The sequence below is a fragment of the Bullifex porci genome (assembly GCF_009695635.1).
Taxonomy (GTDB): Bacteria; Spirochaetota; Spirochaetia; order Sphaerochaetales; family Sphaerochaetaceae; genus Bullifex; species Bullifex porci.
In genome coordinates this window covers 38,497-63,380 of record NZ_VUNN01000010.1, presented here as the reverse complement: position 1 = coordinate 63,380, position 24,884 = coordinate 38,497, and the positions used below count along the sequence as shown (strand labels likewise).

22 protein-coding genes are annotated in these 24,884 nt (G+C 36.5%); 12 read left to right on the top strand and 10 right to left on the bottom strand.

The features are described from left to right. Nucleotides 1-64 precede the first annotated feature (64 nt). Genes FYJ80_RS06335 through FYJ80_RS06325 form a run of 3 tightly spaced genes read left to right on the top strand, consistent with a single transcriptional unit; the run spans nt 65 to nt 2,298 of the window. Nucleotides 65-598, top strand: coding sequence for a TRAP transporter small permease (locus FYJ80_RS06335; protein ID WP_154425364.1), 534 nt, complete (start codon nt 65-67; stop codon nt 596-598). Continuing rightward, nucleotides 598-1,914, top strand: a complete 1,317-nt coding sequence (locus FYJ80_RS06330; RefSeq protein WP_154425363.1) for a TRAP transporter large permease — start codon at nt 598-600, stop codon at nt 1,912-1,914. Before FYJ80_RS06335 ends, FYJ80_RS06330 begins: the two co-directional genes overlap by 1 nt. Nucleotides 1,915-1,956: 42 nt before the next feature. Then, nucleotides 1,957-2,298 carry a DUF2200 family protein gene (locus FYJ80_RS06325; RefSeq protein ID WP_154425362.1) on the top strand — a complete coding sequence of 114 codons (342 nt, stop codon included), beginning with the start codon at nt 1,957-1,959 and terminating at the stop codon, nt 2,296-2,298. A gap of 570 nt (nt 2,299-2,868) precedes the next feature. Here the strand turns inward: FYJ80_RS06325 and FYJ80_RS06320 are convergent. Then, nucleotides 2,869-3,369: a GNAT family N-acetyltransferase gene (locus FYJ80_RS06320; protein ID WP_154425361.1), complete on the bottom strand. Its 501-nt coding sequence runs from the start codon at nt 3,367-3,369 to the stop codon at nt 2,869-2,871. 133 nt (nt 3,370-3,502) lie between these two features. Here FYJ80_RS06320 and FYJ80_RS06315 point away from each other — a divergent pair, with 133 nt between their 5' ends. The 3 genes from FYJ80_RS06315 (at nt 3,503) to FYJ80_RS06305 (ending at nt 7,492) form a co-directional block, all read left to right on the top strand. After that, entirely contained in the window at nt 3,503-4,618 is a 1,116-nt protein-coding gene (locus FYJ80_RS06315; protein WP_154425360.1) for an ABC transporter substrate-binding protein, read from the top strand. An 85-nt stretch (nt 4,619-4,703) separates the two neighbouring features. Then, nucleotides 4,704-6,416: an ABC transporter permease gene (locus FYJ80_RS06310; RefSeq protein ID WP_154425359.1), complete on the top strand. Its 1,713-nt coding sequence runs from the start codon at nt 4,704-4,706 to the stop codon at nt 6,414-6,416. Beyond that, complete coding sequence (locus FYJ80_RS06305; RefSeq protein WP_154425358.1) at nt 6,416-7,492, top strand: ABC transporter ATP-binding protein; 1,077 nt, start codon at nt 6,416-6,418, stop codon at nt 7,490-7,492. The genes FYJ80_RS06310 and FYJ80_RS06305 overlap by 1 nt, the downstream gene beginning before the upstream one ends. A 34-nt stretch (nt 7,493-7,526) precedes the next feature. Here the strand turns inward: FYJ80_RS06305 and FYJ80_RS06300 are convergent, their stop codons facing one another. From FYJ80_RS06300 to ftsH, 7 genes are all read right to left on the bottom strand, one after another. Next, the gene (locus FYJ80_RS06300; protein ID WP_154425357.1) at nt 7,527-8,186 is read right to left on the bottom strand and encodes a uracil-DNA glycosylase; all 660 of its coding nucleotides are present in this window, start codon (nt 8,184-8,186) and stop codon (nt 7,527-7,529) included. 46 nt (nt 8,187-8,232) lie between these two features. After that, the gene (locus FYJ80_RS06295) at nt 8,233-8,955 is read right to left on the bottom strand and encodes a NifB/NifX family molybdenum-iron cluster-binding protein (RefSeq protein WP_328596760.1); all 723 of its coding nucleotides are present in this window, start codon (nt 8,953-8,955) and stop codon (nt 8,233-8,235) included. Between the two features lie 131 nt (nt 8,956-9,086). Continuing rightward, nucleotides 9,087-10,001, bottom strand: a complete 915-nt coding sequence (locus FYJ80_RS06290; RefSeq protein ID WP_154425356.1) for a hypothetical protein — start codon at nt 9,999-10,001, stop codon at nt 9,087-9,089. A gap of 1 nt (nt 10,002) precedes the next feature. Further along, nucleotides 10,003-10,629, bottom strand: a complete 627-nt coding sequence (locus FYJ80_RS06285; RefSeq protein WP_154425355.1) for a TetR/AcrR family transcriptional regulator — start codon at nt 10,627-10,629, stop codon at nt 10,003-10,005. Nucleotides 10,630-10,728: 99 nt separating this feature from the next. Next, nucleotides 10,729-12,948, bottom strand: a complete 2,220-nt coding sequence (rlmKL, locus tag FYJ80_RS06280; protein WP_154425354.1) for a bifunctional 23S rRNA (guanine(2069)-N(7))-methyltransferase RlmK/23S rRNA (guanine(2445)-N(2))-methyltransferase RlmL — start codon at nt 12,946-12,948, stop codon at nt 10,729-10,731. After that, entirely contained in the window at nt 12,945-13,877 is a 933-nt protein-coding gene (locus FYJ80_RS06275) for an Hsp33 family molecular chaperone HslO (RefSeq protein WP_154425353.1), read from the bottom strand. The genes rlmKL and FYJ80_RS06275 overlap by 4 nt, the downstream gene beginning before the upstream one ends. A 9-nt stretch (nt 13,878-13,886) precedes the next feature. Next, nucleotides 13,887-15,848 carry an ATP-dependent zinc metalloprotease FtsH gene (gene ftsH / locus FYJ80_RS06270; RefSeq protein WP_154425352.1) on the bottom strand — a complete coding sequence of 654 codons (1,962 nt, stop codon included), beginning with the start codon at nt 15,846-15,848 and terminating at the stop codon, nt 13,887-13,889. A gap of 134 nt (nt 15,849-15,982) precedes the next feature. Between ftsH and FYJ80_RS06265 the strand changes: the two genes are divergently transcribed. Genes FYJ80_RS06265 through FYJ80_RS06240 form a run of 6 tightly spaced genes read left to right on the top strand, consistent with a single transcriptional unit; the run spans nt 15,983 to nt 23,083 of the window. Further along, nucleotides 15,983-17,377 (top strand): TolC family protein, encoded by a 1,395-nt coding sequence (locus FYJ80_RS06265; protein WP_154425351.1) that lies wholly within the window; start codon nt 15,983-15,985, stop codon nt 17,375-17,377. A gap of 20 nt (nt 17,378-17,397) precedes the next feature. Next, nucleotides 17,398-18,516, top strand: a complete 1,119-nt coding sequence (locus FYJ80_RS06260; protein ID WP_154425350.1) for an efflux RND transporter periplasmic adaptor subunit — start codon at nt 17,398-17,400, stop codon at nt 18,514-18,516. Then, complete coding sequence (locus FYJ80_RS06255) at nt 18,513-19,193, top strand: ABC transporter ATP-binding protein (protein WP_276986705.1); 681 nt, start codon at nt 18,513-18,515, stop codon at nt 19,191-19,193. Before FYJ80_RS06260 ends, FYJ80_RS06255 begins: the two co-directional genes overlap by 4 nt. After that, complete coding sequence (locus tag FYJ80_RS06250) at nt 19,193-20,374, top strand: ABC transporter permease (RefSeq protein WP_154425348.1); 1,182 nt, start codon at nt 19,193-19,195, stop codon at nt 20,372-20,374. Before FYJ80_RS06255 ends, FYJ80_RS06250 begins: the two co-directional genes overlap by 1 nt. Further along, nucleotides 20,374-21,735 (top strand): sensor histidine kinase, encoded by a 1,362-nt coding sequence (locus FYJ80_RS06245; protein WP_206360995.1) that lies wholly within the window; start codon nt 20,374-20,376, stop codon nt 21,733-21,735. The genes FYJ80_RS06250 and FYJ80_RS06245 overlap by 1 nt, the downstream gene beginning before the upstream one ends. A gap of 1 nt (nt 21,736) precedes the next feature. Continuing rightward, nucleotides 21,737-23,083 (top strand): sigma-54-dependent transcriptional regulator, encoded by a 1,347-nt coding sequence (locus FYJ80_RS06240; protein WP_276999035.1) that lies wholly within the window; start codon nt 21,737-21,739, stop codon nt 23,081-23,083. Here the strand turns inward: FYJ80_RS06240 and FYJ80_RS06235 are convergent. Together FYJ80_RS06235 and FYJ80_RS06230 are read right to left on the bottom strand one after the other, a co-directional pair. Continuing rightward, a complete protein-coding gene (locus tag FYJ80_RS06235; protein ID WP_154425345.1) occupies nt 23,061-24,233 on the bottom strand; it encodes an alkaline phosphatase family protein in 1,173 nt (390 codons plus the stop codon). The two genes, FYJ80_RS06240 and FYJ80_RS06235, sit on opposite strands and share 23 nt — an antisense overlap. A gap of 20 nt (nt 24,234-24,253) precedes the next feature. Next, the gene (locus FYJ80_RS06230) at nt 24,254-24,880 is read right to left on the bottom strand and encodes a hypothetical protein (protein ID WP_154425344.1); all 627 of its coding nucleotides are present in this window, start codon (nt 24,878-24,880) and stop codon (nt 24,254-24,256) included. Nucleotides 24,881-24,884 lie beyond the last annotated feature (4 nt).

The following is a 24,884-nucleotide window of genomic DNA, read 5'->3' as shown; positions in this document are numbered from 1 at the left end:
TAGTTAGTGTTTTTTAGGCGCGGGGCATTTCCGCGCCTTACTTCGAATAATTAGGAGAAATTTTATGCCTAAATTTTTTGAAACGATGGATAAGATTAGACCTGCATATGACTGGGCTTACAAAATTGTACTATTCATTTGTAAGCTTTTGCTCATTGCAGATATTCTTATTACATCATATGCAGTAGCAGGAAGATTACTAGGGCAATATATTCCATTCTTAACAGACCCTGCATGGACTGAGGAGGTAGTTCTTACCTGTATGTCCTACATGGCTGTATTATCTGCAGCACTTTCAATTAGACGTGGTGCACACATTAGAATGACAGCTTTTGATAGATATATCCCTAAGACTGCTTTAGCTGTACTTGATATTATTGCAGATATTGCAGTTCTTGCTCTTGGCCTTATCATGCTTATTGTTGGTTGGAGATATACATCAACACTTGGTAGCAGAGGCTTCTATGTTTCACTTCCATGGCTAAGCCGATTCTGGATGTATTTACCAGTTCCAGTTGCAGGACTTGCAATGATTGTTTTTGAACTCGAAGCTATTTATAACCATATTAAAGCATTCTTTGTTAAGGAGGAAAAATAATGGATACTCAATCTTTAGCTATTTTGGTACTCCTTGGCTCTTTCTTTGTAATGATTTTCTTACGTTTCCCTATCGCATATGCTGTAGGACTTTCCTCAGTATTTTGTATGCTAGTTCAGGGAAATAGTCTAAACGATGTATGTCGTTTGATGGTTAAGGGTATTTCATCCTTCTCATTAATGGCAGTTCCATTCTTTATTACAATGGGTGTATTAATGGGCTCTGGTGGTATTTCAGATAAGCTCATTGCACTTGCTAACTCATGTGTAGGTTGGATGAGAGGTGGCCTTGCTCAGGTAAACGTTGTAGCATCTTACTTCTTCGGTGGTATCTCTGGTTCAGCATCTGCTGATACAGCATCTCTCGGATCTATCCTTATTCCTATGATGGTTGATGAAGGCTATGATGCAGACTTCTCAACAGCTGTAACAATTACATCCTCCTGTGAAGGTCTTTTAGTACCTCCTTCACATAACATGGTAATCTATGCAACTACTGCTGGTGGTATTTCAGTAGGAAGCCTCTTTCTAGCAGGTTATCTTCCTGCAGCACTCTTAGCAGCATCCTTGATGATTGGTTCATACATTATCTCTGTTAAGAGAGGATATCCAAAGGGAGAGAAGTTCAGCTTAAAGAAGTTCATCATCCAGCTCGGAAAATCAATTTGGGCTCTCGCAGCTGTAATTATTGTAGTAGTAGGTGTTGTTGGTGGTTTATTTACAGCTACTGAATCAGCAGCTATCGCAGTAATCTACTCCTTAATTGTTTCAGTATTTATCTATAAGGGTCTTAACTGGAAGGGTGTTTGGAAGGCTCTCGAAGAGTGTATCAATACACTTTCTATTGTATTGATCTTGATTGCAACCTCTTCTGTATTTGGTTACTGTCTCACAACCTTACATGTACCTGATATGGCAGCAGCTGCTATCACATCACTTACAAGTAACAAGATTGTATTGATTCTTTTACTTAACCTTATCCTTCTTGTTCTTGGTTGTATCATGGATATGGCTCCAATCATCTTGATTGCAACACCTATCTTACTTCCAATTGCAACAGGTATTTGTGGTCTTGACCCAATCCAGTTTGGTATCATGGTTGTACTTAACTGTGGTATTGGTCTTCTTACACCTCCAGTTGGTGCTGTACTCTTCATCGGTTCTGCTGTTGGTAAGACTCCAATGGAAAAGGTTGTAAAAGCAACATTACCATTCTATGGCTGTATGATTCTCTGTCTCTTGTTGGTATCCTTCATCCCTCAGATCAGCTTAATTATTCCAAAGCTCTTAGGTGGATATATCCCAACAAACTTTTAATTAATATTGGCTTCCCTTCGGGGAAGCTTTAATATTATAGATATGGAAAAGCTATTTAATTTTAAGCTCTCGAAAATTTATCCACTCTTAGTTGCTAAGGCTCAAAAAAAGAATAGAAGTGAAGAAGAGGTTATCGCTTGTATTATCTGGCTTACTGGATATGATGAAGAGAAAATAAAGAACATTCTTCTATCTGATATCACATATAAGGATTTCTTTGTAAATGCACCATGTATGAATGAAAAACGTTATCTAGTTAAGGGTAGTATTTGTGGTATAAAAATAGAAGCTATTGAGGATCCTATATATAAGGATATAAGAATCCTTGATAAGCTAATTGATGATTTAGCTAAAGGCAAAAGCCTTGAGAAGCTACTTCCTTGAGCATTATCGCTCTTATTTTCCCACTATAAGATATTTTAGTTTCATAGCATTGTGATATTAGGTTTTATTAGGATTTCTTCTTAAAATTTAAAGTACTGAATTAAACTTAATTATCTCTTTGTTTCTATGAGTAAAGTTAGTTATATTATTGACGTACGATAGTTGAAAGATTACTATTTAAAAAGGAAGTGGCCTATCGATAGACGGTGTTCCACTCCAAGATTTAGTAACCAAATAAATCGTCACTAGCTATTGAAGAGGACTAGTGGCGATTATTCTTAGTGATAGCTATTTCAAGCATTACTGCTGAAATAACTAATCCAGTTATTCTAATTATTAAATCAATGATTTGATAATCATTCATAACTATCACCTCCTTATCATTAAGATTTGGAGGTTAACCTCCATATCCAGGCGACATGGAGTGAAAAACGCCTACCGCTCTACGAGTTAGGCCACATCTCAATCAAATAATATAGTTTTATTGAAGGTCAATATTATTGACACAAAATTAAACACAAAAGCCTGTGAAAATACTTAAATATTGAGTTAGGTAACAAAAATGAGGATTTAGCTAAAGGAAGCTACTTCCTTAAGCATTATCGCTCTTATTTTCCCTCCATATTTTTCTTTAGTTAAAATATTTTTATAACCAAGCTTTAATGCATTTTGCATTGAATATATGTTATCGGGATGTATTGTGCACATTAAGTATTTATATCCAAGCTTTATTGCATCCTCTTCGGCTTTTTTCATTAAGATATTTTGATATCCTCTACCTCGATATGAGCTATCAACAGCTACAGAGTCCATATGAGCAACCTTTAACAAATATTTCTCACAAAGACCAATATCATAACCAAGATTTTCCTCATCAAGGTGAGGGAAGGTTAGTAGAAAGCAGGCTACAAGCTTATCGTTATCAAATATTTTATATGTAAATCCATCCTTTGGAGGAGTGTATTCTTTATCAAATGCAAAGAACTCTTTGTTTTCAATTTCATTATAGGTCTTTTCAAATAAAAGCCATGCATCTTTATCTTTTGTATTATTAACTCTGATTATTTCCATTGCTTAAGAATACAGACTAGAACATTTTTTTGAAATAGTGAAAGTTTTTACTTAGAAATTGTTTTTTCTTGCATTTGATTAGTTGCTGATTTATCCTAAATTGCAGGTAAAACTTATCAAAAGGAGATAAGAAATGAAAAAACTATTATCAGTTCTATTAGTTCTATTACTAGCAGTATCACTCTTTGCTCAGGGTGCTTCTGAAACTGCTAAAACAACAACATCAACAAATGATTCCCCACTTGTTCAGGCTGCTAAGGAAGAGGGTGAACTTGTAGTATACGGCTCATGTGAGGAAGAATACCTTGCAGCAGCTTGTGCAAAGTTCGAAGAGCTTTACGGAATTAAGACTGTATATCAGCGCCTTTCAACAGGTGAAGTACAGGCAAAGATTGAAGAGGAAAAGGGTAATCCATCAGCAGATGTATGGTTTGGTGGTACAACAGATCCTTATAACGTTCTTGCTGCAGAAGGCTTCTTAGAGTCATATAAGGCTGAGAATGCTAAACACATTACAAAGCCAGTTTATATGGATAGTGAAGGTAGATGGTATGGTATCTACACAGGTATCTTAGGAATTATGTATAACAAGGATGAGGTTGCTAGACTTGGTGTTAAGATTCCTACAGACTTTGCTGACTTAACAGATCCTCAGTATAAGGGCTTAATTTGGACATCTAACTATAACACAGCTGGTACAGCTAAGCTCATCATCAATACAGTTATCCAGAAGTATGGTCATGATGCAGGTATTCAGTACTTAGTAGACCTTGATAAGAACATCCACGTTTATACAAAGTCTGGTTCAGGTCCTTCAAAGAACGTTGGTACAGGCGAATGTGTTATCGGTCTTGGCTTCTTACACGATGGTATCACACAAATCGTAGATAACGGCTATGACAATATCGGTCTCGTTCTCCCATCATCTGGTACAACATGTGAAATTGGTGCAACAGCAATCTTTAAGGGAGCTAAGCATCCTAATGCAGCTAAGCTTTGGATTGAATTCGCACTTTCTCCAGATTGTGTAAACATTGCTAAGGATAATGGTTCATATCAGTTCCTAGTACTTGATAACGCTGAGCAGCCACAGATCGCTTATGAATTTGGCTTAGACCCAACAAACGTTATCGACTATGATTATGATGATGCAACAAATAATATCAAGAGATATGTATCTGAAGTAATGGAAGCTCTTGCAGCATCTGGCGCAGCAACAGGCGATGTAACAAGATTCCAGATTAAGTAGTAAAATATTTATTCCTGATTAATTTTAAGAGGGGTGATGTGCTTTCATCCCTCTTTTTTGACTAATTTTACAAGGAGGCATAAGGATGGCAAAAGGGCAAGGGGCGGCTCTTGATAGGAAAAAGCTAATGAAAGACCCTATCATGGTCACCACTATAGTTGTACTGATAGCCTTTTTAACTTTATTTATTCTCTATCCACTTGCAGTATTGCTTGTTGATTCATTTGTAGGTGATGGAAAGTTTGGTATATCAGTTTTCCAACGTATTTTTAAGATGCCTACATTTACAAAGGCTATTACTAATACGCTAAAGGTTGGCTTCGTAGTAGGTATTTTTTCAACAATAGTAGGCTTACTATTTGCTTATGTTGAAGTTTATTTAAGAATGAATAAATTCGTTGGGGGCTTGTTTAAGGTCGTTTCATTGCTACCAGTAGTTTCACCTCCTTTCGTACTATCTCTTTCAATGATAATGCTCTTTGGTAAGGCTGGTATTATTACAAGACACATACTAAAGATATATGATAACTCTGTATATGGCTTCTGGGGAATCGTAATTGTACAATCGTTAACATTCTTCCCAGTATGCTACATGATGCTAAAGGGTCTATTAAAGAATATCGATCCTTCTCTTGAGGAAGCTGCAAGAGATATGGGAGCAACACGCTTTAAGGTATTCTCAAGTGTTACTCTACCATTAATTCTACCTGGTATTGGTAATGCATTCTTAGTTACATTCATTGAATCTATTGCAGACTTTGCAAACCCAATGATTATTGGTGGCTCCTATGATACTTTAGCAACTACAATTTATTTGCAGATTACTGGTGCCTACGATAAAGCTGGTGCAGCTGCTATGGCTGTTGTGCTTTTGACAATTACTCTATTTATGTTTGCTATTCAAAAGTATGTACTTGAAAAGAAGACTGCAGCAACACTAACAGGTAAGGCTTCAAGAGGTAGAATGCTTATAGAGGATAGAAGTGTAAAAATTCCTCTTACAGTATTTTGTACTGCAGTTGCTCTCTTCGTAATTATTATGTACATCTGTGTACCAATCGGTTCCTTATTCCCAACCTGGGGATATAAGTTCTTCCCACTTACATTAAAGTGGTATCAGCAAGTATTTACAAGGTATAAGGGCTTTAAAGCCTTTAAGGACTCCTTTGTACTATCATTAATAAGTGCACCAATTACAGCATTGCTATCTATGATTATCTCATACTTAGTTGTTAAAAAGAAGTTTAAGGCTAAGGGCTTTATTGAGGCTGTTTCAATGCTAGCAATGGCAGTTCCAGGAACAGTTCTTGGTGTCGGATACATTAGAGGCTTCTCTGGTGGTATCTTCCATACAGGACTTTTACAGTGGATTTATGGCTCTGCAACACTCTTAGTAATTGTATTTGTTGTTCGATCACTTCCTACTGGAACACGCTCAGGTATATCTGCTCTTCGCCAGATTGATAAGTCTATTGAAGAATCAGCATATGATATGGGAGCAAACTCCTTCCAAGTATTTATGACAGTTACCTTACCACTTATTAAGGATTCCTTCCTCTCTGGTTTGGTTACATCGTTCGTAAGAAGTATCACCGCTATTTCTGCTATTATCTTGCTCGTTACTCCACAGTTCTTACTCATTACTGTACAGATTAATGAATTTGCAGAGAAGGGCTCATATGGCTTGGCTTGTGCATTTGCAACGATACTCATTCTTATCACATATGGTTCTGTACTCTTGATGAACCTATTCATCAAGTATTTCGGAACAAGTAAAAAGCTTCAGGAGGCTGAATAATGGAAAAAATTAAGAAGGGCGTACGCCTTGAGCATATTTCAAAAATCTATAAGGATCCAAAGACTGGCAAGGACTTTTATGCTGTAAAGGATACAGACCTTGAGATTAAGCCAGGTTCCTTTGTTACTCTATTAGGCCCATCAGGTTGTGGAAAGACTACAACACTCAGAATGATTGCTGGTTTTGAAAGCCCAGATGAGGGTGAGATTTATTTAGGTGATGAGCCAATTAATGAGCTCACTCCTAATAAGCGTGACACAGCAATGGTATTCCAGAGCTATGCTCTTTTACCTCACTATAATATCTTTGATAACGTTGCATATGGCCTTAAGCTAAGAAAGCTTCCAAAGGATGTCATTAAAGAAAAGGTAATGAAGATTTTGGAGCTTGTTAAGCTTTCTGGAATGGAAGGTAGAATGACTAACCAGCTATCTGGTGGTCAGCAGCAGAGAGTTGCACTTGCTCGTGCTCTTGTTATTGAGCCTTCAGTACTTTTATTCGATGAGCCTCTTTCAAACCTCGATGCAAAGCTTCGTGTTGAGATGAGAACTGAGATCAGAAGAATTCAGCAGGAGGTTGGTATTACTGCTGTATATGTAACTCACGACCAGAGTGAAGCAATGGCTATCTCAGACCAAATTATTATCATGGATAAGGGTGTTGTTGCTCAGATGGGTACTCCAGAGGAGATTTATTACCACCCAGTAAGTGAGTTCGTTGCTGACTTCATTGGTGAAGCAAACTTCCTTAGAGGAAAGTATGTTGGAAATGATGGTAAATATGCAGTTCTTGACTTTGAAGGTAATAAGCTTAAAACACCTCCAAAGGATGATATGAAGGTAGGAGAGCAATATACAGCTGTTCTTCGTCCTGAGGCTGCAAAGCTTGGTGATGAGGGTGGTCTTGAATGTAGAGTTATTGTTTCCTGCTTCATGGGTGCATACCAAAATTACCATGTAATGGTTGGTGATACTCTTGTTAAGCTTGAAGACCATAACCCTAAGAATAGACGTGTTTATAAGGTTGGTGAGAAGTGTCATCTTCTTATCGATACCGATGCACTACATGTAATTTAACGATTATTAAGAAAGCGGTCCAAATGGGCCGCTTTTACCATATTATTTCCTTTTGATTTGTTTGTTTTAAAAACTCATTACACTTTTTAAAGTGTCCACAGCCAAAGAACCCTCTATATGCTGATAGTGGACTTGGATGTACAGCTTCAAGTATTAAATGATTCTTAGACTCGATGAGAGCTTTTTTGCTTCTAGCATAAGAGCCCCAAAGCATAAATACCTTTGGTCTTTCATCTCTTCCAAGCATAGTTATTGCTCTATCTGTTAGAGTTTCCCATCCTTTAGATGCATGTGATGCTGCTCTATGAGCTTGAACAGTTAATGTAGAGTTTAGAAGTAATACACCCTGTCTAGCCCAGCGTGATAAATCAGAGGACCATGGTCCTGTTTCAACACCCTCATTGATTATTTCCTTATGAATATTTTGTAGTGATGGAGGCTCATCTGTACCCTCTCTAACAGAAAAGGAGAGGCCCATGGCCTGTCCCTCCTCATGGTAAGGGTCCTGACCTACAATTACTACCTTTGTGTTTTCAAAGGTACATAGCTTAAAGGCATTAAAAATTTCACCCATTGGTGGATAAATAGTTTTAGAGCGATATTCACCTATTAAGAAATCTCTTAATTCAAGGTAGTAGGGCTGTACCTGCTCTCTATCAAAAAAAGGTTGCCAATCATTTTGTACATTAATCATATTCCTATTCTATCATAAGAAAACAGCCCTAAAAAGGGCTGAGTAATTAGTGACAGGAATGATGGCCACAGCTATGAGAGCCACAGGAGTGACCTTCCTCATGATGGTGGTGAGAGCACATTACATTTGGGTTGTACTCAAGCTCTCCATTAATGAATGCTTCTACAGCGCTATCAGCATCGCCAAATACTCCACCGTAAAGCTTAATACCTGCTTCACTAAGAGCCATTTGAGCTCCTCCACCAATTCCTCCACAAATTAATACATCTACGTCTAATCCATTAAGAAGGGTAGCAAGTGCTCCATGTCCGGTTCCATTTGTGTTAATTACCTTGCTATCAACAATCTTGTTATCGACTACATCATAAACCTTGAAATTCTCTGTGTGTCCGAAATGCTGGAAGATTTGTCCATCCTCATATGTTACTGCAATTCTCATAGTATTTTCTCCTTTAGCTTTAAGCTCATATTTTTTTGTTTGGTCTAGGGTAGTAATATTTCCACCGCTAATTACCAGCTTTCTAGCTTCTACAATTGCTGTTGAGAGTTTTTTGCGTGCACTTGTGTATATTGCTTGTACTGATGAGCGTGAAAGTAGCATTCTTTTTGCACACTCTTCTTGGTCTAAGCCTTCATAATCCATTAGCTTGATAGTCTCATATTCATCAAGTGAAAGAATTATACAGCAACTATTTTCTCCATCTGATGGTGTAAAAATATAGTTGTCTGGAAGGGTAGATACTAATCTACATTTACATGGCCTTGACACAAAAGCTCTCCTATTATTGGCATATGCCAGTAATAGAGTAGAGCTAATAATAGGAAATGTCAATAAGAGAATTATTGCTTATGATTGACCTCTTTATTGAAGATTTATCTAGCAATAATAAATAGAGATTTTCAAATTAAAATGTTTTTAATTCTTCTCACCCTTCCAATTCTACTTGTTACACTAGTGGCATTTTTATGCTTTGTAGATAGTAATTCATCCATCTCTTTAACTGCACTCTTATAAAGGAGAGGGTTAAAGTGGTTAATGATATATGAAACATTTTTAACCTTATTTTTATTATCTATACATAGCTTTCTAATTGGGGATGATATTGCAAATACCCAAATAGGGGTACATATTGTGACGCTATCAAAGGTAGATAAATCAATTTTCTCTATCTCCATTGGCCAATGGTGCATAGCAAAGCGGCCGCACCACCAAAAGCCAAGTGTACCCTCTGTTCTCTCCTTTGCTTTTACTTCAATAATTGTTGCTCCTTGTTTATTAGCTTCTTCATAAGCAAGGAGCTTTGTGTATCCAACTCTAGAAAAGAAGACTACAGCTTTTTTAGGGTTCTTATTTAAATTTTTATAATTATTTAAATCAAAGATTATGTGCTCCTGAGAATAAAAGGCAAAGGTCATAAATGCTAAGAAGAATTGAATAAAGCTAAAGATAAAGTATGTGTTTGAGAGGAAGTTTGAAGGAAATATAACTAGCTGGATGATAATCCAAAGATTTAATAATACTCCAGATACCATACTAATTATATTTCCACAGTTTTTCTTTTTTATAATAAAGTATGATGAAACTAAATTAGGAATTCCATTTATTAAAAGAAGAGCAATACCAGGAAAGATATAGTCCTGATATAGATATTCATGAAGCGGTAAGGCTTCAAAATATGGAAGGAGCGCTTCCATCCTAAGTAGGTGTCCATCTGGTGCTAAGAACATCATAGTTGAGCCATAAACTGCGCCAAGCCCTATAAATAGGTTAAAGAATATTAAAAGCTTTGAAGCAATATTATATCTAGACTTCATCTTATAATCTCCCATTGCTATAGAATTCGATAAAGCTTGTTACATGCTTTCTTAATCGATTAATGCACTCTTCTCTTTTATCGCTCTCTCTATCGATTATGCCAAGTAAAGTAAAGATTGGAGCTGTATATTGAAGAGCTGCTGAATCGATATCAGGAGCAAAGAAAAGACCTTTCTCCTTGAAGATTGAAAATAATGCTTTATGGTAATCAACCATGCGATCAACATAGCGCTGAGTATAGAGCTTTGATATCTCTTTATTTCTAAATTGTTCAATAGTAATTAGCTTACGAGTTCTTGAAACAAACTCATCATCGATTGAGTAGTTAATTAAATTAATAACAGAGTCAGCAATTGTTTCTCTATTCATCGCACTAAAGTGAGTTCCATCTGATAAGCTATCATTAGTAATGTGGATACTATCCTTACTACTTTCCTCATCGTAGCGGCTCTTCATTTCATTAAAGATAGAGATAAAAATATCTTCTTTAGATTTATAGTGCTTATATAGTGAGCTTTGAGTAATGCCAACTTCCTTTGCAATTTCTCTTACAGTTGTTGCATCGTATCCTTTTGTTGAGAATAGCTCTAATGCCTTTTCTAGAATTATTTTCTTCGTATTATTCATAAGCGAACATTTGTTCTCCTTTTCTTATATTAGAGAACATTTGTTCGCTTTGTGTCAATAGCTATTATAAAAGGCAGCCATTTCTGACTGCCTTTGTTATCACATTTTAACCTTTATTACTCTCTTGGTTCCTAAATCAACCTTAACCTTATGCTTTATGATAAAGCACTTATGGATCTTAGGATCTCTTTCGAAATCAGAACCAATAGTAGCTGGTGTGATATCCTCAACACTATACTTTGTTAAGATATAATCATCCATCTTAAAGCGTCTAAAGTTATTAGAGAAGATAAGCATACCATTCTTTTCTAGGTGCATCATACATGCATCTATTAATCTTGAGTGGTCTCTTTGGACGTCAAAGGTATCTCTGCTCTTACTATTAGAGAAGGTTGGTGGGTCACAGAAGATAAGATCAAAGCGATCAAATGTGTCCCATAGATAATCAAGAGCATCACTTCTGTAGAAGAAGTTACCGATATCTGTTGAGTATCCATTAATCTTAAAGTTCTCCATAGCCCAATCAAGGTATGTAGAGGATGCATCAACGCTAGTTGTTGAAAGAGCACCACCCTTAACAGCATCGAGTGTAGCAGTTGCTGTATAGCAGAAGAGATTTAAGAATCTCTTATCCTTACTATTTTCCTGAATAAACTTTCTAATTGGTCTATGATCTAGGAAAATACCTGTATCAAGGTAGTCAGTAAAGTTAACAAGGAATTGAACTCCATTTTCCTTTGCAAGATAGAACTTATTCTTTGATGCAAGCTTTTTATATTGGTCCTTTCCCTTTTGCTCCTTTCTCTGCTTGATATAAATATTCTCAATATCAATACCTGTAGCTCTTTCAGTTGCAAGGACAAGCTCATTTAATCTTCTCTCTGCTGCTTCCTTTTCAATAGTTGCTGGTGGAGCATATTCCTGAAGGTTAATCCACTTACCCTCATACATATCAATAGCTGCACTGTACTCAGGCATATCAGCATCATATATTCTGTAGCAGGTAACACCCTCTTTTTCCATAATAGGCTTAAGCTCAGTAAGGTTCTTCTTAAGTCTATTATAAGCCATTTGAGCACCCTCAGAGAGTGGCTGAGCTAGACGCTCCTCTCTTCTCTTTATTGCTCTTTGAATTAGCTCCTGTTTTTCTTCATCTGAGAAAACAGAGTAGTGAGCAAGCTGACAAAGAATACCACCATTAAATAGAGAGTTAGTTCTTTCAGGCTTCATATCAATTAATGATAAGAGCTCGCTATCACCACAGAGGATAGATATTTTCCAACCTTTAAAGTTTTCTTGACAAATGGCACCAAGCTTACTGTATAGCTTTGATTCATCAAAATCCTTCATTCTAATTCCATATGGAGGATCTGTAACAATATAGCCCTTAGAGGATGGAACATCTTCACTAGTAAAGAGTGTAAAGTCCTTTACAGAGAAGGTGATATCATCATAAACACCAGCCTTTAGTGCTGCTGCCTTTGCAATCTCTACAGCGGTTCTTGAGATGTCGGATGCATAAATCTTTATCTCTCTATTCTTAGCTTCCTCAGCTCTTTCACTTAATTCTGATAAAACCTTTTCATATATCTCTGCATCAAAGGAGGAAAGCTTTTCAAAGGCATATGGCTGCTTTCTAATTAAGCCTGGTGCAATATCTCGTGCAAGCAAAGCAGCTTCAACAACTAAAGTGCCTGAGCCACAGAATGGATCAAGGAATACTCCAGGATTACTATCTAAAACTGTCTTATACCAATCACTTCTATAGAGAACTGCAGCAGCTAAATGCTCCTTTAAGATAGCATCTGTGCTATCAGATCTATATCCTCTCTTGAATAAGCCTTCACCTGAGAAATCGATGTAGATAATAACCTTTTCGCTCTTAATATGTAGGTGGAAGGTAATATCTGGATTATCTGTATCTACACTTGGACGCTCCTCATTAAAGTGTTCTCTAATTCTATCAACGATAGCATCCTTAACTCTTAAGGAAGCAAAGTGTGAGTTTTTAATCCAATTACATGCTTGAACAGTTTGTGTAAGCTGGAAGGTCTTACTTGGGTCGATATACTCCTCCCAAGGTATAAGCTTACACTTTTCATATAGCTCATCAGGACTTGAGATGTGTTCATCAAAATAAAGTGCCTGAAGTACTCTTGATGCAATTCTTGTTGTTAAGCAAAATCTGTAGCCGACCTCGAGAGACCCAGAAAACTGAACACCAGAGGCTGTAGCCTTTACTCTCTCAGCACCAGCTCTTTCTGCTTCTTTAACTATTAAGTCGGTTTGGTTTTGGCTACTTTGTGCAAAGTAAATCATTTATTCTCCTTCTCAAAAAGCGCTTCCAATTCGCTTTTTGTAAAACTATAAACGCTACCACAATTAAAGCACTCGAGTTCCAGAGGGAAGGTACCTTTCAGGATCTCCTCTTTTTCCTTCTGTGGTAGTTTAGCTAAGTATCCTTCAAAATGCTCTCTTGAGCAAGGGCATGAGAAGCCTATATGGCTTGTTTCTAGAAGTCTTGGTGAAAATTGAGCAAAGTTAGATGTAATGTAGCTTGATATCTCTACCTTTTCACTTATTGCTCTACCTAAGCTTGGTAGGCTCTTACAATGCTCCTGAAGCTTTTCTAATACTTCATCACTACAGCCAGGTAATGCTTGGATAAAAAGACCACCTGCACCAACGATTCTACCATTTCTATCAAAATCAAGTGAAATATAAAATAGAGTAGGTGTTTGCTCACTTTCATTAAAAAAGAGTGCAAGATCATTAGCAAGATTTCCAGTTTGCATCATACAGGTTCCACTTACAGGCTCCTTTGAGCCTTCAAGTATTCTTGAAATAGTAATAAAGCCTGGTCCATAGAGTAATGAAGTATCTAGAGTTGTTAGAGGCTTACTTAATTTAATAGGGTTTTCAAGTAGATAACCTCTTACAGCACCACAAGCCCAAGACTCGATGCTAATACCCTTTATAGGACCTCCACATTCAATTTGTAGCTGGATTCTATCATTTCCCTTAACCATAGAGGTTAATAGCAAGCCTGCAATATAGGCTTGGCCAAGTACATAGCTTTCTAGCAAGCCAGTTTTATGATTAGCTCTCATTTGGTTAATAGTTTCTGTTGCACTAATTGCTGTGACTCTTACTTGACCATCAGAGAGCAAAAATACATCCCTTCCGTCTTCCGGTAGGGATGCAATATGATTTAGTAGTTCTTTATCTTCAATTTTTGTTTTGATCATAACGATATATTATTCAATAATCACATACTCTTTTGCAAGTCTCTCGAACTCATCTTGCTCAATAACTTCATCTGCTAAAAGCTTTTTAGCAATTTCATCAAGAGCCTTCCAGTTCTTCTTAAGATTTGCTAATACAATAGAGTAGCGTTCACTTATTCTCCTTTCACTTTCTTCATCAATATACTTTTGAGTATCTTCAGAGTATTCTCTGCCACCTGCTACACCTTCGATACCACTTGAGCTCTTAGGAAGTGTAAGATTCTTAAAGCGTTCAGACATACCATAGTCACAAATCATCTTTCTAACTTGGTCTGAAGCTCTTGAGATATCATTACTTGCTCCTGTTGAGATATCACCAAAGGTAATTTCCTCAGCAGCTCTACCTCCAAGAAGTACATCTATAGAGCCTAGAAGCTCTCCCTCACTAAGAAGGAATCTATCCTCAGTAGGGTATTGAAGTGTATATCCTAATGCTCCAAAGCCACGAGGTACTATAGAAATCTTACTTACAGGAGAAGCACCCTTAGTCATGTATGCTGTGAGAGCATGTCCTGTTTCATGGTAAGCAACACGCTTTCGCTCACTTTCATTCATGATTCTTCCCTTTCTCTCTAAGCCTGCAATAGATTTCTCTATAGCCTCTTCAAACTCTAGCTGTGAGACCTTTTCCTTATTTCGTCTTACAGCTAGTAGTGCTGCTTCGTTACATATATTAGCAAGGTCTGCACCTGCTAGGCCTGCACAGCCCTGTGCAATTTTCTTTAAATCAACACTATTATCAAGGATTAGCTTTGATGAGTGGATCTTTAAAATAGCAAGTCTACCCTCTAAATCAGGCTTATCAACTAATACCTGTCTATCAAAACGACCAGGTCTTAATAGAGCAGGGTCGAGAATTTCAGCACGGTTAGTAGCTGCAAGAATAATTACTCCACTTCTTGAATCAAAGCCATCCATCTCTACTAGCAACTGGTTAAGAGTTTGCTCTCTTTCATCATTTCCACCTAAGCTAGCAGAACGCTGCTTACCGATCGCATCAATTTCATCGATAAAAATAATACAAGGAGCCTTCTCTCTAGCTTGCTTAAATAAATCTCTAACACGAGCGGCACCAACACCAACAAACATCTCAACGAAATCAGCACCACTCATTCTAAAGAAAGGAACACCTGCTTCACCTGCAACTGCCTTTGCAAGTAGAGTTTTACCTGTTCCTGGAGGGCCTACTAATAAAACACCCTTAGGAATCTTTGCTCCAATTTTTGTATATTTTTCACCATTCTTTAAGAAGTCTACAACCTCAACTAGCTCTGCTTTACTCTCCTCACACCCTGCAACATCTGCAAAGCGAACTCCTGTATCACCTTCTGCAACAATTTTACTCTTGTTTTGGTTAAAGGACATAACGCTTTGAGCTCCACCCTCTAAACGCTTTGAAAGCATTCTCATAAGAACGAAGAAGATAATTAGAGGAAGGAATGTCGATAGCAAGCTTAACCAAATAGGAGTTGTAGCTGGTGCAGATGCATAGTATTGAACACCCTTTTCATCGAGTAATGTAATAAAGGTAGGGTCATCAATTTTATATGTTTGATATGCAAGCAGCATTGATTTATCGATAGTATTAGGGAGCTGTCTTGTCTTTGCATACTCCTCTAAGGTTGCTCTTGCCTCATCCTTTGTAATTGAGTAACCAATATAGTTGTTTTCATTAAATACAACCTGCTGAATTTGTCCCTGACTAATCATAGACTTAAAGGTTGAATACTCAATTTCAATTGGCTCCATATGACTCTTAAAGAGCATATTATTAATCATGATTAAGAAAATAAACATGATAATGAAATAGATAATGGTAAATGAGAATTTCTTTTTAGTATTGGGATTTATTCCTTTATCATTATGTATTCCAGGCTTTTCATTCTCTTTTTGTTTCTTACTCTCAAAATAGAGGTTTTTATCATCGTTCATAAATATAATTCCTTTAAGTTTTTAATATAATAGTAAATTATGAGATGTCAACATTAAGTATCTTCATAAAAAATACAAATCAACTCCTTGTCTTTTATGTAAGCTACAATTAAACTTCTACAAAAGGTTAAACAATGAAGAAAAATATTATTTTATCCATAATAATTATTATGGTTTGTTCAACTCTTTATGCTACTGATTATAACGAAATAATTCAAAAGGCTAAGAGCGAGAGTAAGAGTGTTCAGAATGCAGAGCTTTCTTATCTTAATTCAAAATTAACATTGGAGAAATCAGAGTTAAAGGATGAATTACAAATAACAGTAAGTGGAAATGCGCAGGTTTCACCTGATTTAACTGTTGCCCCAACAGTAAAAATAGTTCTTCCAAATGATGGCTCAACAACTATTACAGCAACAGTTCCTTCTTCCTTAAATTATGATGACACAAAAATTTATAGCTTTTCCCCAAAAGTTACAGTAGATCATAATTTTGATCTCTCAGGCTTTGATGAGGATGTATTAACTGCTCTTTCAAACTCTAGGACAGCATTAAATAATGAATATACTTATCAATATGCTCTTCTTTCCTTTGAAAACACATGCATAAGTACAATAAAGACTATAGTTAATCTTGAAAAGAATATTGAAAACCAAAACTATTTAATTGAAAAGAGTGAGAAATCTATTAAAGAGAAGCTAGCTTTAGGACAAATAACTACTTCTTCAATTACATATAAACAGCTAATTAACCAGCTTGAGCTCTCAAAGAACACATTAAGGGCATATGAGAAGCAATATGAGATTGCAAAGAGCCAATATAAGGAAGCAACAAATCTTGATTGGGATGGTCTTAGTAATCTTCCTTCTCCAGATTTAACTTTAAGCTTACTTCCTACAGGAAATACGAAGGTTATCGTAGCTACTATCGATGAAGAGATAGCTAAAGAAAATATTAATTCAAAGAATGCATCATTAAACCCTCAAAATGTAAAGGTTTCAGGTGGAGTTGAGAGTGCTAATTCAAAGAATATCTTGAGCGAAAAGAATTCTTTAACAGCCTCTGCAGGCGCTACATACTCACAGGGTAATTGGTCTGTTGGTGCCTCTCTTTCTTCCTCCTATGATTTCAATAAGAATTCCTTTGACACTCCTAGTGTGACAGTATCTGGAAGCTGGAGTAATAAAACTACAAAGAGAAGTGATGAAATAGAGCTACAAAAGCTACAAAATAGTTTAGTTAGTGCTTCAAATAGTGCTTCTGAAGAATATACTAGCTATTTACAGTCATATAATGCTCTTCAGCTTGAGGTTTTGCAGTATGAGTTTAATGTAACTCAGACAAAAGCAAACACAGAGTATTTAAAGGCTAATCTAGAGAATGTTAAGGCTCTTTACGATGCGGGGCTTGCCACAAAGCAGGAGCTAGAGGATGCAGAGTTTAATGTTAAGCTAGATGAGTATACACAAACAGTTCTTGTGTTAGATGGTCTAACACTTTCTAATAAAATTAAGATGTTAAATCTATAAGAGATAGGAGACTTTAATAAATGTCTGAAATTAAAGATCAAGTAATAATGAGTGAATCTGAAAAGCAGGAAAAGGCTATTCGCGATGAATATAATGCTAAAAAGAGAAAGAAGAGAATTAAGAAGCTTATTACTTGGCTAATAGTAATATTATTAATTGTAGCTGGTATTACATATTACAACAAAGTAAAGAAGGATTTTGAAGATAAAGCACAGGCTATGATTGGAGCTGTTACTACAGTAGAGGTTCCAGTAGAGGAAAATGTTTATACTTCAGTAATTGATCTTTCTGGCTATGTTGAAGCATATGACACTCAGGAATCAAAGTTTAGATCAACAGGTGCTGTTACAGGTGTTTATGTTAAGGAAGGTGATACTGTAACTAAGGGACAGCTATTAGCTTCTATTGATAATACAAATCAGACATATCAAGTAAAGAATATTCAAAATCAAATTAAGCAGGCAGAGCTTTCTGGCTCTGCATCTCAGCTAGAGACCTTAAAGCTTCAGCTTGAGAATGCTGAGAATAATCTTGAATATACTAACCTTGTTGCAAACTTCGATGGAACTGTTGCTACTGTATCTGTTAGTGAAGGGGACTACTTTGAGGCTGGTTCTAAAGTAATGACTATAGTAGATGTCTCTAAGCTTAAAGCAACTGTCCAAATTGATGAAATTGATATGGGAAAGGTATCTTTAGGTCAGAAGGCTTACTTAACCTTTGATTCACTCCCGGGTGAAACAGTAGAAGCGGTTGTTACATATATTCCTATGCTTGCAACCTATACTACACAGGGTATTGGTGTTGTAGATGTAGAGCTTACAATTGAAAACCCACCAAAGCAGCTTAAGCCAGGCTATAGCTTTGAGGGAACAATACAAGTTGAAGGTGATGTCCAAATGCTCCTAATTCCTCAGGCTGCTATCACAACAGGAAGAGGTGGTGTTACAACAGTTGAGAGAAAGAATGCAGAGGGAACAACAGAGACTGTAAGCATTAGAGTTAAATACTTAGGTGAGGGATATTGCCAGCTACTCTCAGGAGATCTTAAGAAGGGTGATATTCTTACATATACAAAATCTGCAAGTAGCATGATGATGGGTATGCCTAGTGGTGGCTCAAAGCAAGGTGGCAGATAATGAATAATGTGATAGAGCTTTATAATGTTAGGCGCTATTACATAGTTGGTGACTTCTGTGTAAAGGCACTTGATGGTATAACGCTTTCCTTACCACGAGGCTCCTTTACTGCAATAATGGGTCCTAGTGGATCAGGAAAGAGTACACTAATGAATATTATTGGCTGTCTTGATACTCCTACTAGTGGCTTCTTACGTATAGATGGTGAGTGTACAAGTAATATGAGTGAGGATGAGTTAGCCTTCTTAAGAAATAAAAAGGTTGGCTTTGTATTCCAGCAATTTAATCTACTTGGTAAGCAAACAGCTATTGAGAATGTAATGACACCACTACTTTATGCTGGAGTAGGTGCACATGAGAGAAAGGAAAAGGCTGAGATGCTACTTGAGCGTGTTGGCTTAAAGGATAGAATGAAGCACCTTCCATCTGAGCTATCTGGTGGTCAAAAGCAGAGAGTTGCAATTGCAAGAGCACTTGTAAATGATCCTGCTATTTTACTCGCAGATGAGCCTACAGGCGCTCTAGATAGTAAAACAGGAGACCAAATAATGGAGCTCTTCCAAGAGCTTAATGAGGAAGGAAGAACAGTAATATTCGTTACTCACGATAGGAAGCTTGGTATGCGCTGTAATAGCCAGGTTTATATTAAAGACGGTAGGATCGCGGAGGGCTATTAATGATATTTCAAAATGTCAAAATTGCACTCACTTCAATGGTTCATAATAAGCTTAGGACACTACTTTCCTTGCTTGGAATCATTATTGGTGTTGCTGCTGTTGTTGCTATTCTTAATTTAGGAAGAAGTGCTACTGATTCTATTACATCATCTATGAATATCGGTGGTATAGACCTAGTAACAATTTATCCTCAGGGAAATAATAGAGATGGCAATGTATTTGATCTTCAATTTGGTGATACCTTGATGTCTAATGTCTCTGGAATTAAAACTGTACTTCCAATATATACATCAAATACTAGAATTCGTTCTGGCCAAGATGTTAAAACAGTTTCAGTTCAGGGTGTTACCTCCACATATTTTGATGTAATGAATACTGAGCTTTTATATGGAGATTACTTTACTGCCTTAGATAATATTAACCACCGTCAGGTTGTTATACTTGGTAGTGACATAGCAAAGGAGCTATTTCCAGCGGGTAATGCAGTTGGCTCATACCTATCAATATTCAGAAATCAATCAAAGAGATATTTAATTGTCGGTGTACTTGAAGAAAAGGAAGCGACCTTAGGAGCAAATTTTAACTCCTCAATCTTTATTCCAATTAATACATTTGAACAGCGCTTTATGAATATGAGCAAGGTTTCGTCTTATATTTGTAAGGTTAATGATGGTGCAAATGCAATTGATGTAAGTAAAAAGGTTGAAAACTATCTAAATGACTTAGTCGGTTCAGATTACTTCTTTGTATACTCTGCTGCCTCTATTGTTGAGATGGCTGACCAAGTAACAGGTACCTTCACTTCCTTCTTAGCTGCAATAGCGGCAATTTCATTGCTGGTTGGTGGTATTGGAATAATGAATATTATGCTTGTTTCTGTTGCTGAAAGAACAAGAGAGATTGGTATAAGAAAGGCATTAGGAGCATCACCTAAGGTTATTAGAGGACAATTCCTTGTTGAAGCTATTACACTGACTATAATCGGAGGAATTTTGGGTATTGGCTTTGGAATTTTCATCAGCTATGCTATAGTAAATGTTGTAGGTTGGAATTTATCCTTCAGCTATGGAGCGATAATCCTATCCTTAGGCTTCAGTATGTTTGTAGGTATTTTCTTCGGATGGTACCCTGCAGCAAAGGCATCGAGACTCGATCCTATTGAAGCATTGAGCTATGAATGATGAAAAAGAAAACGAAGAATAGATTAATATCATTTTTTTCAAGAGCTAAGAGAGAGAGACTTATTGTTATAGCCTCTCTCTCTATTGCTTTCTTAGCACTATTAACTCTTGTAATAGTCCTTGCTTCATCACTATTTATTACTGAGCGCTTAAAGCTTGTAAATGAGATAGAAAAAAACTTTAATAACGTTGTTTTTGAGCTTCAAAGAGGAAACTTTAATCCATACTCCTTTTTATCAGAAAAGAGAGTTAAGGGTATTGCACTATATGACTCACGAGGCTCTATTATGGTCTCATATGGACAAGTTTATAATATGCTTCCTATCGCTTCAATTAGTGAGGAAGCTAATAAAAATGAAGATAACAACATAATTAGATTAAACTTTAAGAGTAATACGATGGAGTACACAAGACTCTTAAGAGTTCCTCTAGTTATCTCTGATGTTAACTATGATGGAGATTCAAGTCGCTATTTCCCATCCTCATTAATAGATTACACAACGATAATGTATATTGCCTTTGATGCTTCTTCCTATCTTACAAGCATCAAAGTATTAATGTTTTGTACAGTCGTAATACTTCTTGGAATTCTATTTTTATATGTGTTTGTTATTAGAACATACCTTGAAAATAGAAGATATAAAGCTCAAATGGTTAAACAGGAGAATTTAGTAAACCTTGGACAAGCTGCTAGAACCTTAACCCATGAAATTAAAAATCCTTTATCTGCTATTACAATACAAATTGCACTATTAAAAAGACAGCTTAAAGATAGTGAATATTTAGAGGAGGTTGAGCTCATTAGTAAGGAGGTTCAGCGTCTAATTCAGCTTACTAATAGAGTTTCAGACTTCTTAAAGAACCCTGAGGGACAGCCTGAGGAGATCGATGTAGTAGAGATGATTAATTCTCTTATTCCTCTTTTTTCTTATGAAATTAAGGTGCTTCCTGAAAGTCAAAAGAGTGCTACAATTCTCTTCGATCGTGATAGACTTAGATCTGTTTTGGAAAACCTATTAAAGAACGCAATTGAGTCGTGTGAGGGTAGAGATCCAAAGGTAGAGGTTGAAATAACTCTTGATAGAAGAAATATATATCATATCTTTATTCGTGATAGAGGTGATGGAATAAAAAAGGGTGATACAGAAAAGCTCTTTGACCCATTCTTTACTACAAAGATACATGGCTCTGGTATTGGTCTTTCAATTTCAAGACAGTTTTTAAGAGCACGTGGAGGGGATATTAAGCTATACCCTAGACCAGATGGTGGTAGTGTGGCAGAGGTTACTATCTCAAAGTTCTCTCTAGTCCAGGAGCTAGTATTAAATGGACCTACCATCAAAAAGAAGAAAGGAGAGTAGAGTGAAGGTACTTATAGTTGATGATGAAGAGAGTATTAGCTCTTCTTTAGGAAAATTCTTTAAGATAGATGATATAGAAAGTGATGCAGCTGAGAATGGGTACTCTGCACAGCGTATGCTGAGAGAAAATCCCTATGATGCTGCGCTTGTTGATTTAAAGATGCCTGGTATGGATGGCCTAGAGCTCATCAAATGGATGAGAAGCGAGGGCTTTAGAATGCCTATCATTATGGCTAGTGCACATGGTGAAATTGAGGATGCAGTTAAAGCTCTAAAGGAGGGTGCTCAGGATTACGTTGTAAAGCCCTTCGACCCAGAGGAGATGACAATTAAGCTAAAAAACCTAGTTGAAGCATCAAATCTAAGAGCTGTAGTTGAGAGTAATAAATCGGGAAGTGCAGAAAATAAAACTACCTTTATCGGTGAGTCTCCTTCTGTTATTAAGATTAGAGAGGTCATAAAGAAAATCGCTCCATCTAATGCAACTGTGCTTGTTACAGGTGAATCTGGAACAGGTAAGGAGGTTATTGCTAGAGAAATACATGCTTTTTCTAGTGCTCCAGATGGTCCATTTGTCGCTATAAATATTGGTGGTGTTCCTGAGAACCTCCTTGAAAGTGAGCTATTTGGATATGAAAAGGGTGCCTTTACAGGAGCTGTAAATAGAAAGACTGGACTATTTGAGCTTGCAAGTGGAGGAACACTATTTTTGGATGAAATTGGTGATATGCCACTTTCCTTACAGGTAAAGATTTTGAGAGTACTACAGGATAGAAAGATAACTCGCTTAGGTGGTACTACTCCTATGCCAATAAATGCAAGAATTGTTGCTGCAACAAATAAGAATTTAGAGGAGATGGTTCAAAAGGGAACCTTTAGAGAGGATCTATTCTATAGATTAAATGTTGTTAGAATTATTATTCCACCACTAAGAGAGAGAAGTGAGGATATTCCACTTTTAGCAGCATCTATTATATCTAAATATAATCGTTCTATGGGCTCTAAGATCGATGGCTTTGCTCCTGAAGCTCTAGAGGCTCTAAAGAAGCATGATTTCTATGGTAATGTTAGAGAGCTTGAAAATGTCCTCGAACGGGCTATGATTTTTGCTGAGCAAAATGTAATTACTCTTTCAGATTTAGACTTAAGATCATCTGTAAGTAGACCTGATGTACAAAATAAGCCTAAAGAGGTACTTCAGGAGGCTGTAAGTCTTAAAGAAATAGAGAAGCAAGCTATTTCTAGAGCTCTTCAAAGATGGGAAGGTAATAGAACTCATGCAGCTGAGGAGCTAGGAATCTCTAGAAGAACACTTATAAGTAAGATTAGTGAATATGGGTTGGAGTAATAGGGAGGACCTTTCCATCCATATTTACATCATTAATATTAAATAGACTTAAAATAGTAGGTGCGATATCAACACTATCGCACTGTTTTATATTCGTTGAATAATTCGAAATAATTAGCGGGCTAAATGGTGACTTTTCACTTAAAAAGCCATGTGATGAGTGGTTGTCTGAAGCAACTGAATAAAGCTCATCTGAGTGTGAAAATGTGTAGTTATCCTTAGTTGTTAGTGCAAGTGTAAAGTCACCATCGAGATGGTAATTCTCCTTTGCTTCCTCTCTAGTCATTACACATTCAATTGGATATTTATCTGTTAGCTGTAATATTAACTCCTTTGCTTTCTTTTCATCTAAAGAGCTTTTTAGATATGCCATATAGGAAGCATCATAGATAGTAAAGTATTTATCAATATTCTCAGCTAATAGACATTCCTTTAAGGAGAAATATTTTTCAAAGCTTCTGTGTCCATGGTCACCAAGGATGATTACAGTTGTATCGCTAGAAATTACAGAGAAAATCTCTTCAAGCTTTTGATCGATAAACTCCATCGCCTTTAAGTTCTTTTCGCTTTCAGCTCCATTCTTATGTCTTTGATGGTCTAAATAAGAAAGATGAACAGCGCCAAAGTCTACATCATTTTCATATAAAATAGCTTTAAAGCATGAAGCTGCAAAGTTATCCATCCCAGGAGTTCTCATCCAATCAAGGAGGCTTTTATATCTTTGATAATATTTAAAGCCCTCAATACTTGAGGTTTCTTTAAATAAAGTAGTTGCATCGTAATCTGGAGTAGGTCCCCAAATTTCAGGAACTAAATAATCGATATCTGCTGAAGCTGTAACAGGGAAACATACAGAGGCTGTCTTATAGCCATGCTGCTTTAAAATATCTGTTAATGTTAAAGTCTTTATATCCCTTCTATACCAATTCCAATCTCCATTAGCCTTTGTATTACTTATAATTCCAGTTTTATCTGGGTAGCACCCTGTCATAATTGAGGTATGGCAAACATAGGTATGAGTTGGAAAAACAGGCTTTATTTTTGGAATAACTAGTGAGTGTGATAGCAAAGAGCCAAAGCTCTTTAAGGAAGAGAAATACTTTAAATCCTCATATATTAAAGCATCAATAGAAATTAATACTACCTTCATCTATCACACTCTTAATAATCTTAGAACTGCCAAGAATTGTATTCAAAAGGAGCTACTTCACTTACACTAGTGTCTTCCTCCTCATGCTTACAATACTCTAAGTAATCGTTATAAATTTTCTTAATATCTTCACCCTCAAGCTGTGGGATAACACGGCTTGCTTCTGTTAAGAAGTGTAACTCATCGCGTCCCATCTCACGACCCTTTCTTGTGTGAAGGTCATAGGCATAATCTGGAACCTCAACACCACGACCATGCTTAAAGTCCTTAATAAGCATGTTCTTTACATTATCACTACTTCTTTCCTTTTTCTGTCTGCATAAAAAGCGAATTGCATGAACAAAGAACATTGGCCTATCACCATCATTATATAGAAACTCTTTTCTGATGCAATTTAATGTATAGATTAAATTAGGAGCCTCTACACAGCCAAAGCCAATATCCTCAACACTAATTGCCATAAGTCTTCTCCAAAGCTTATCCTCAAATTGTGGAGAGGTAATATACATTTCATAGGCAGCTGCAAGAGCATTGTGCTCTAGGCCTCTTCTAATAGATTTCTGGAGCATTGAGATTATTTCATCTCCTCCAATTCCATTACGGGTTGTAACTGAAGCCCATGGATCATAAGACATAAATTCACTCATAATA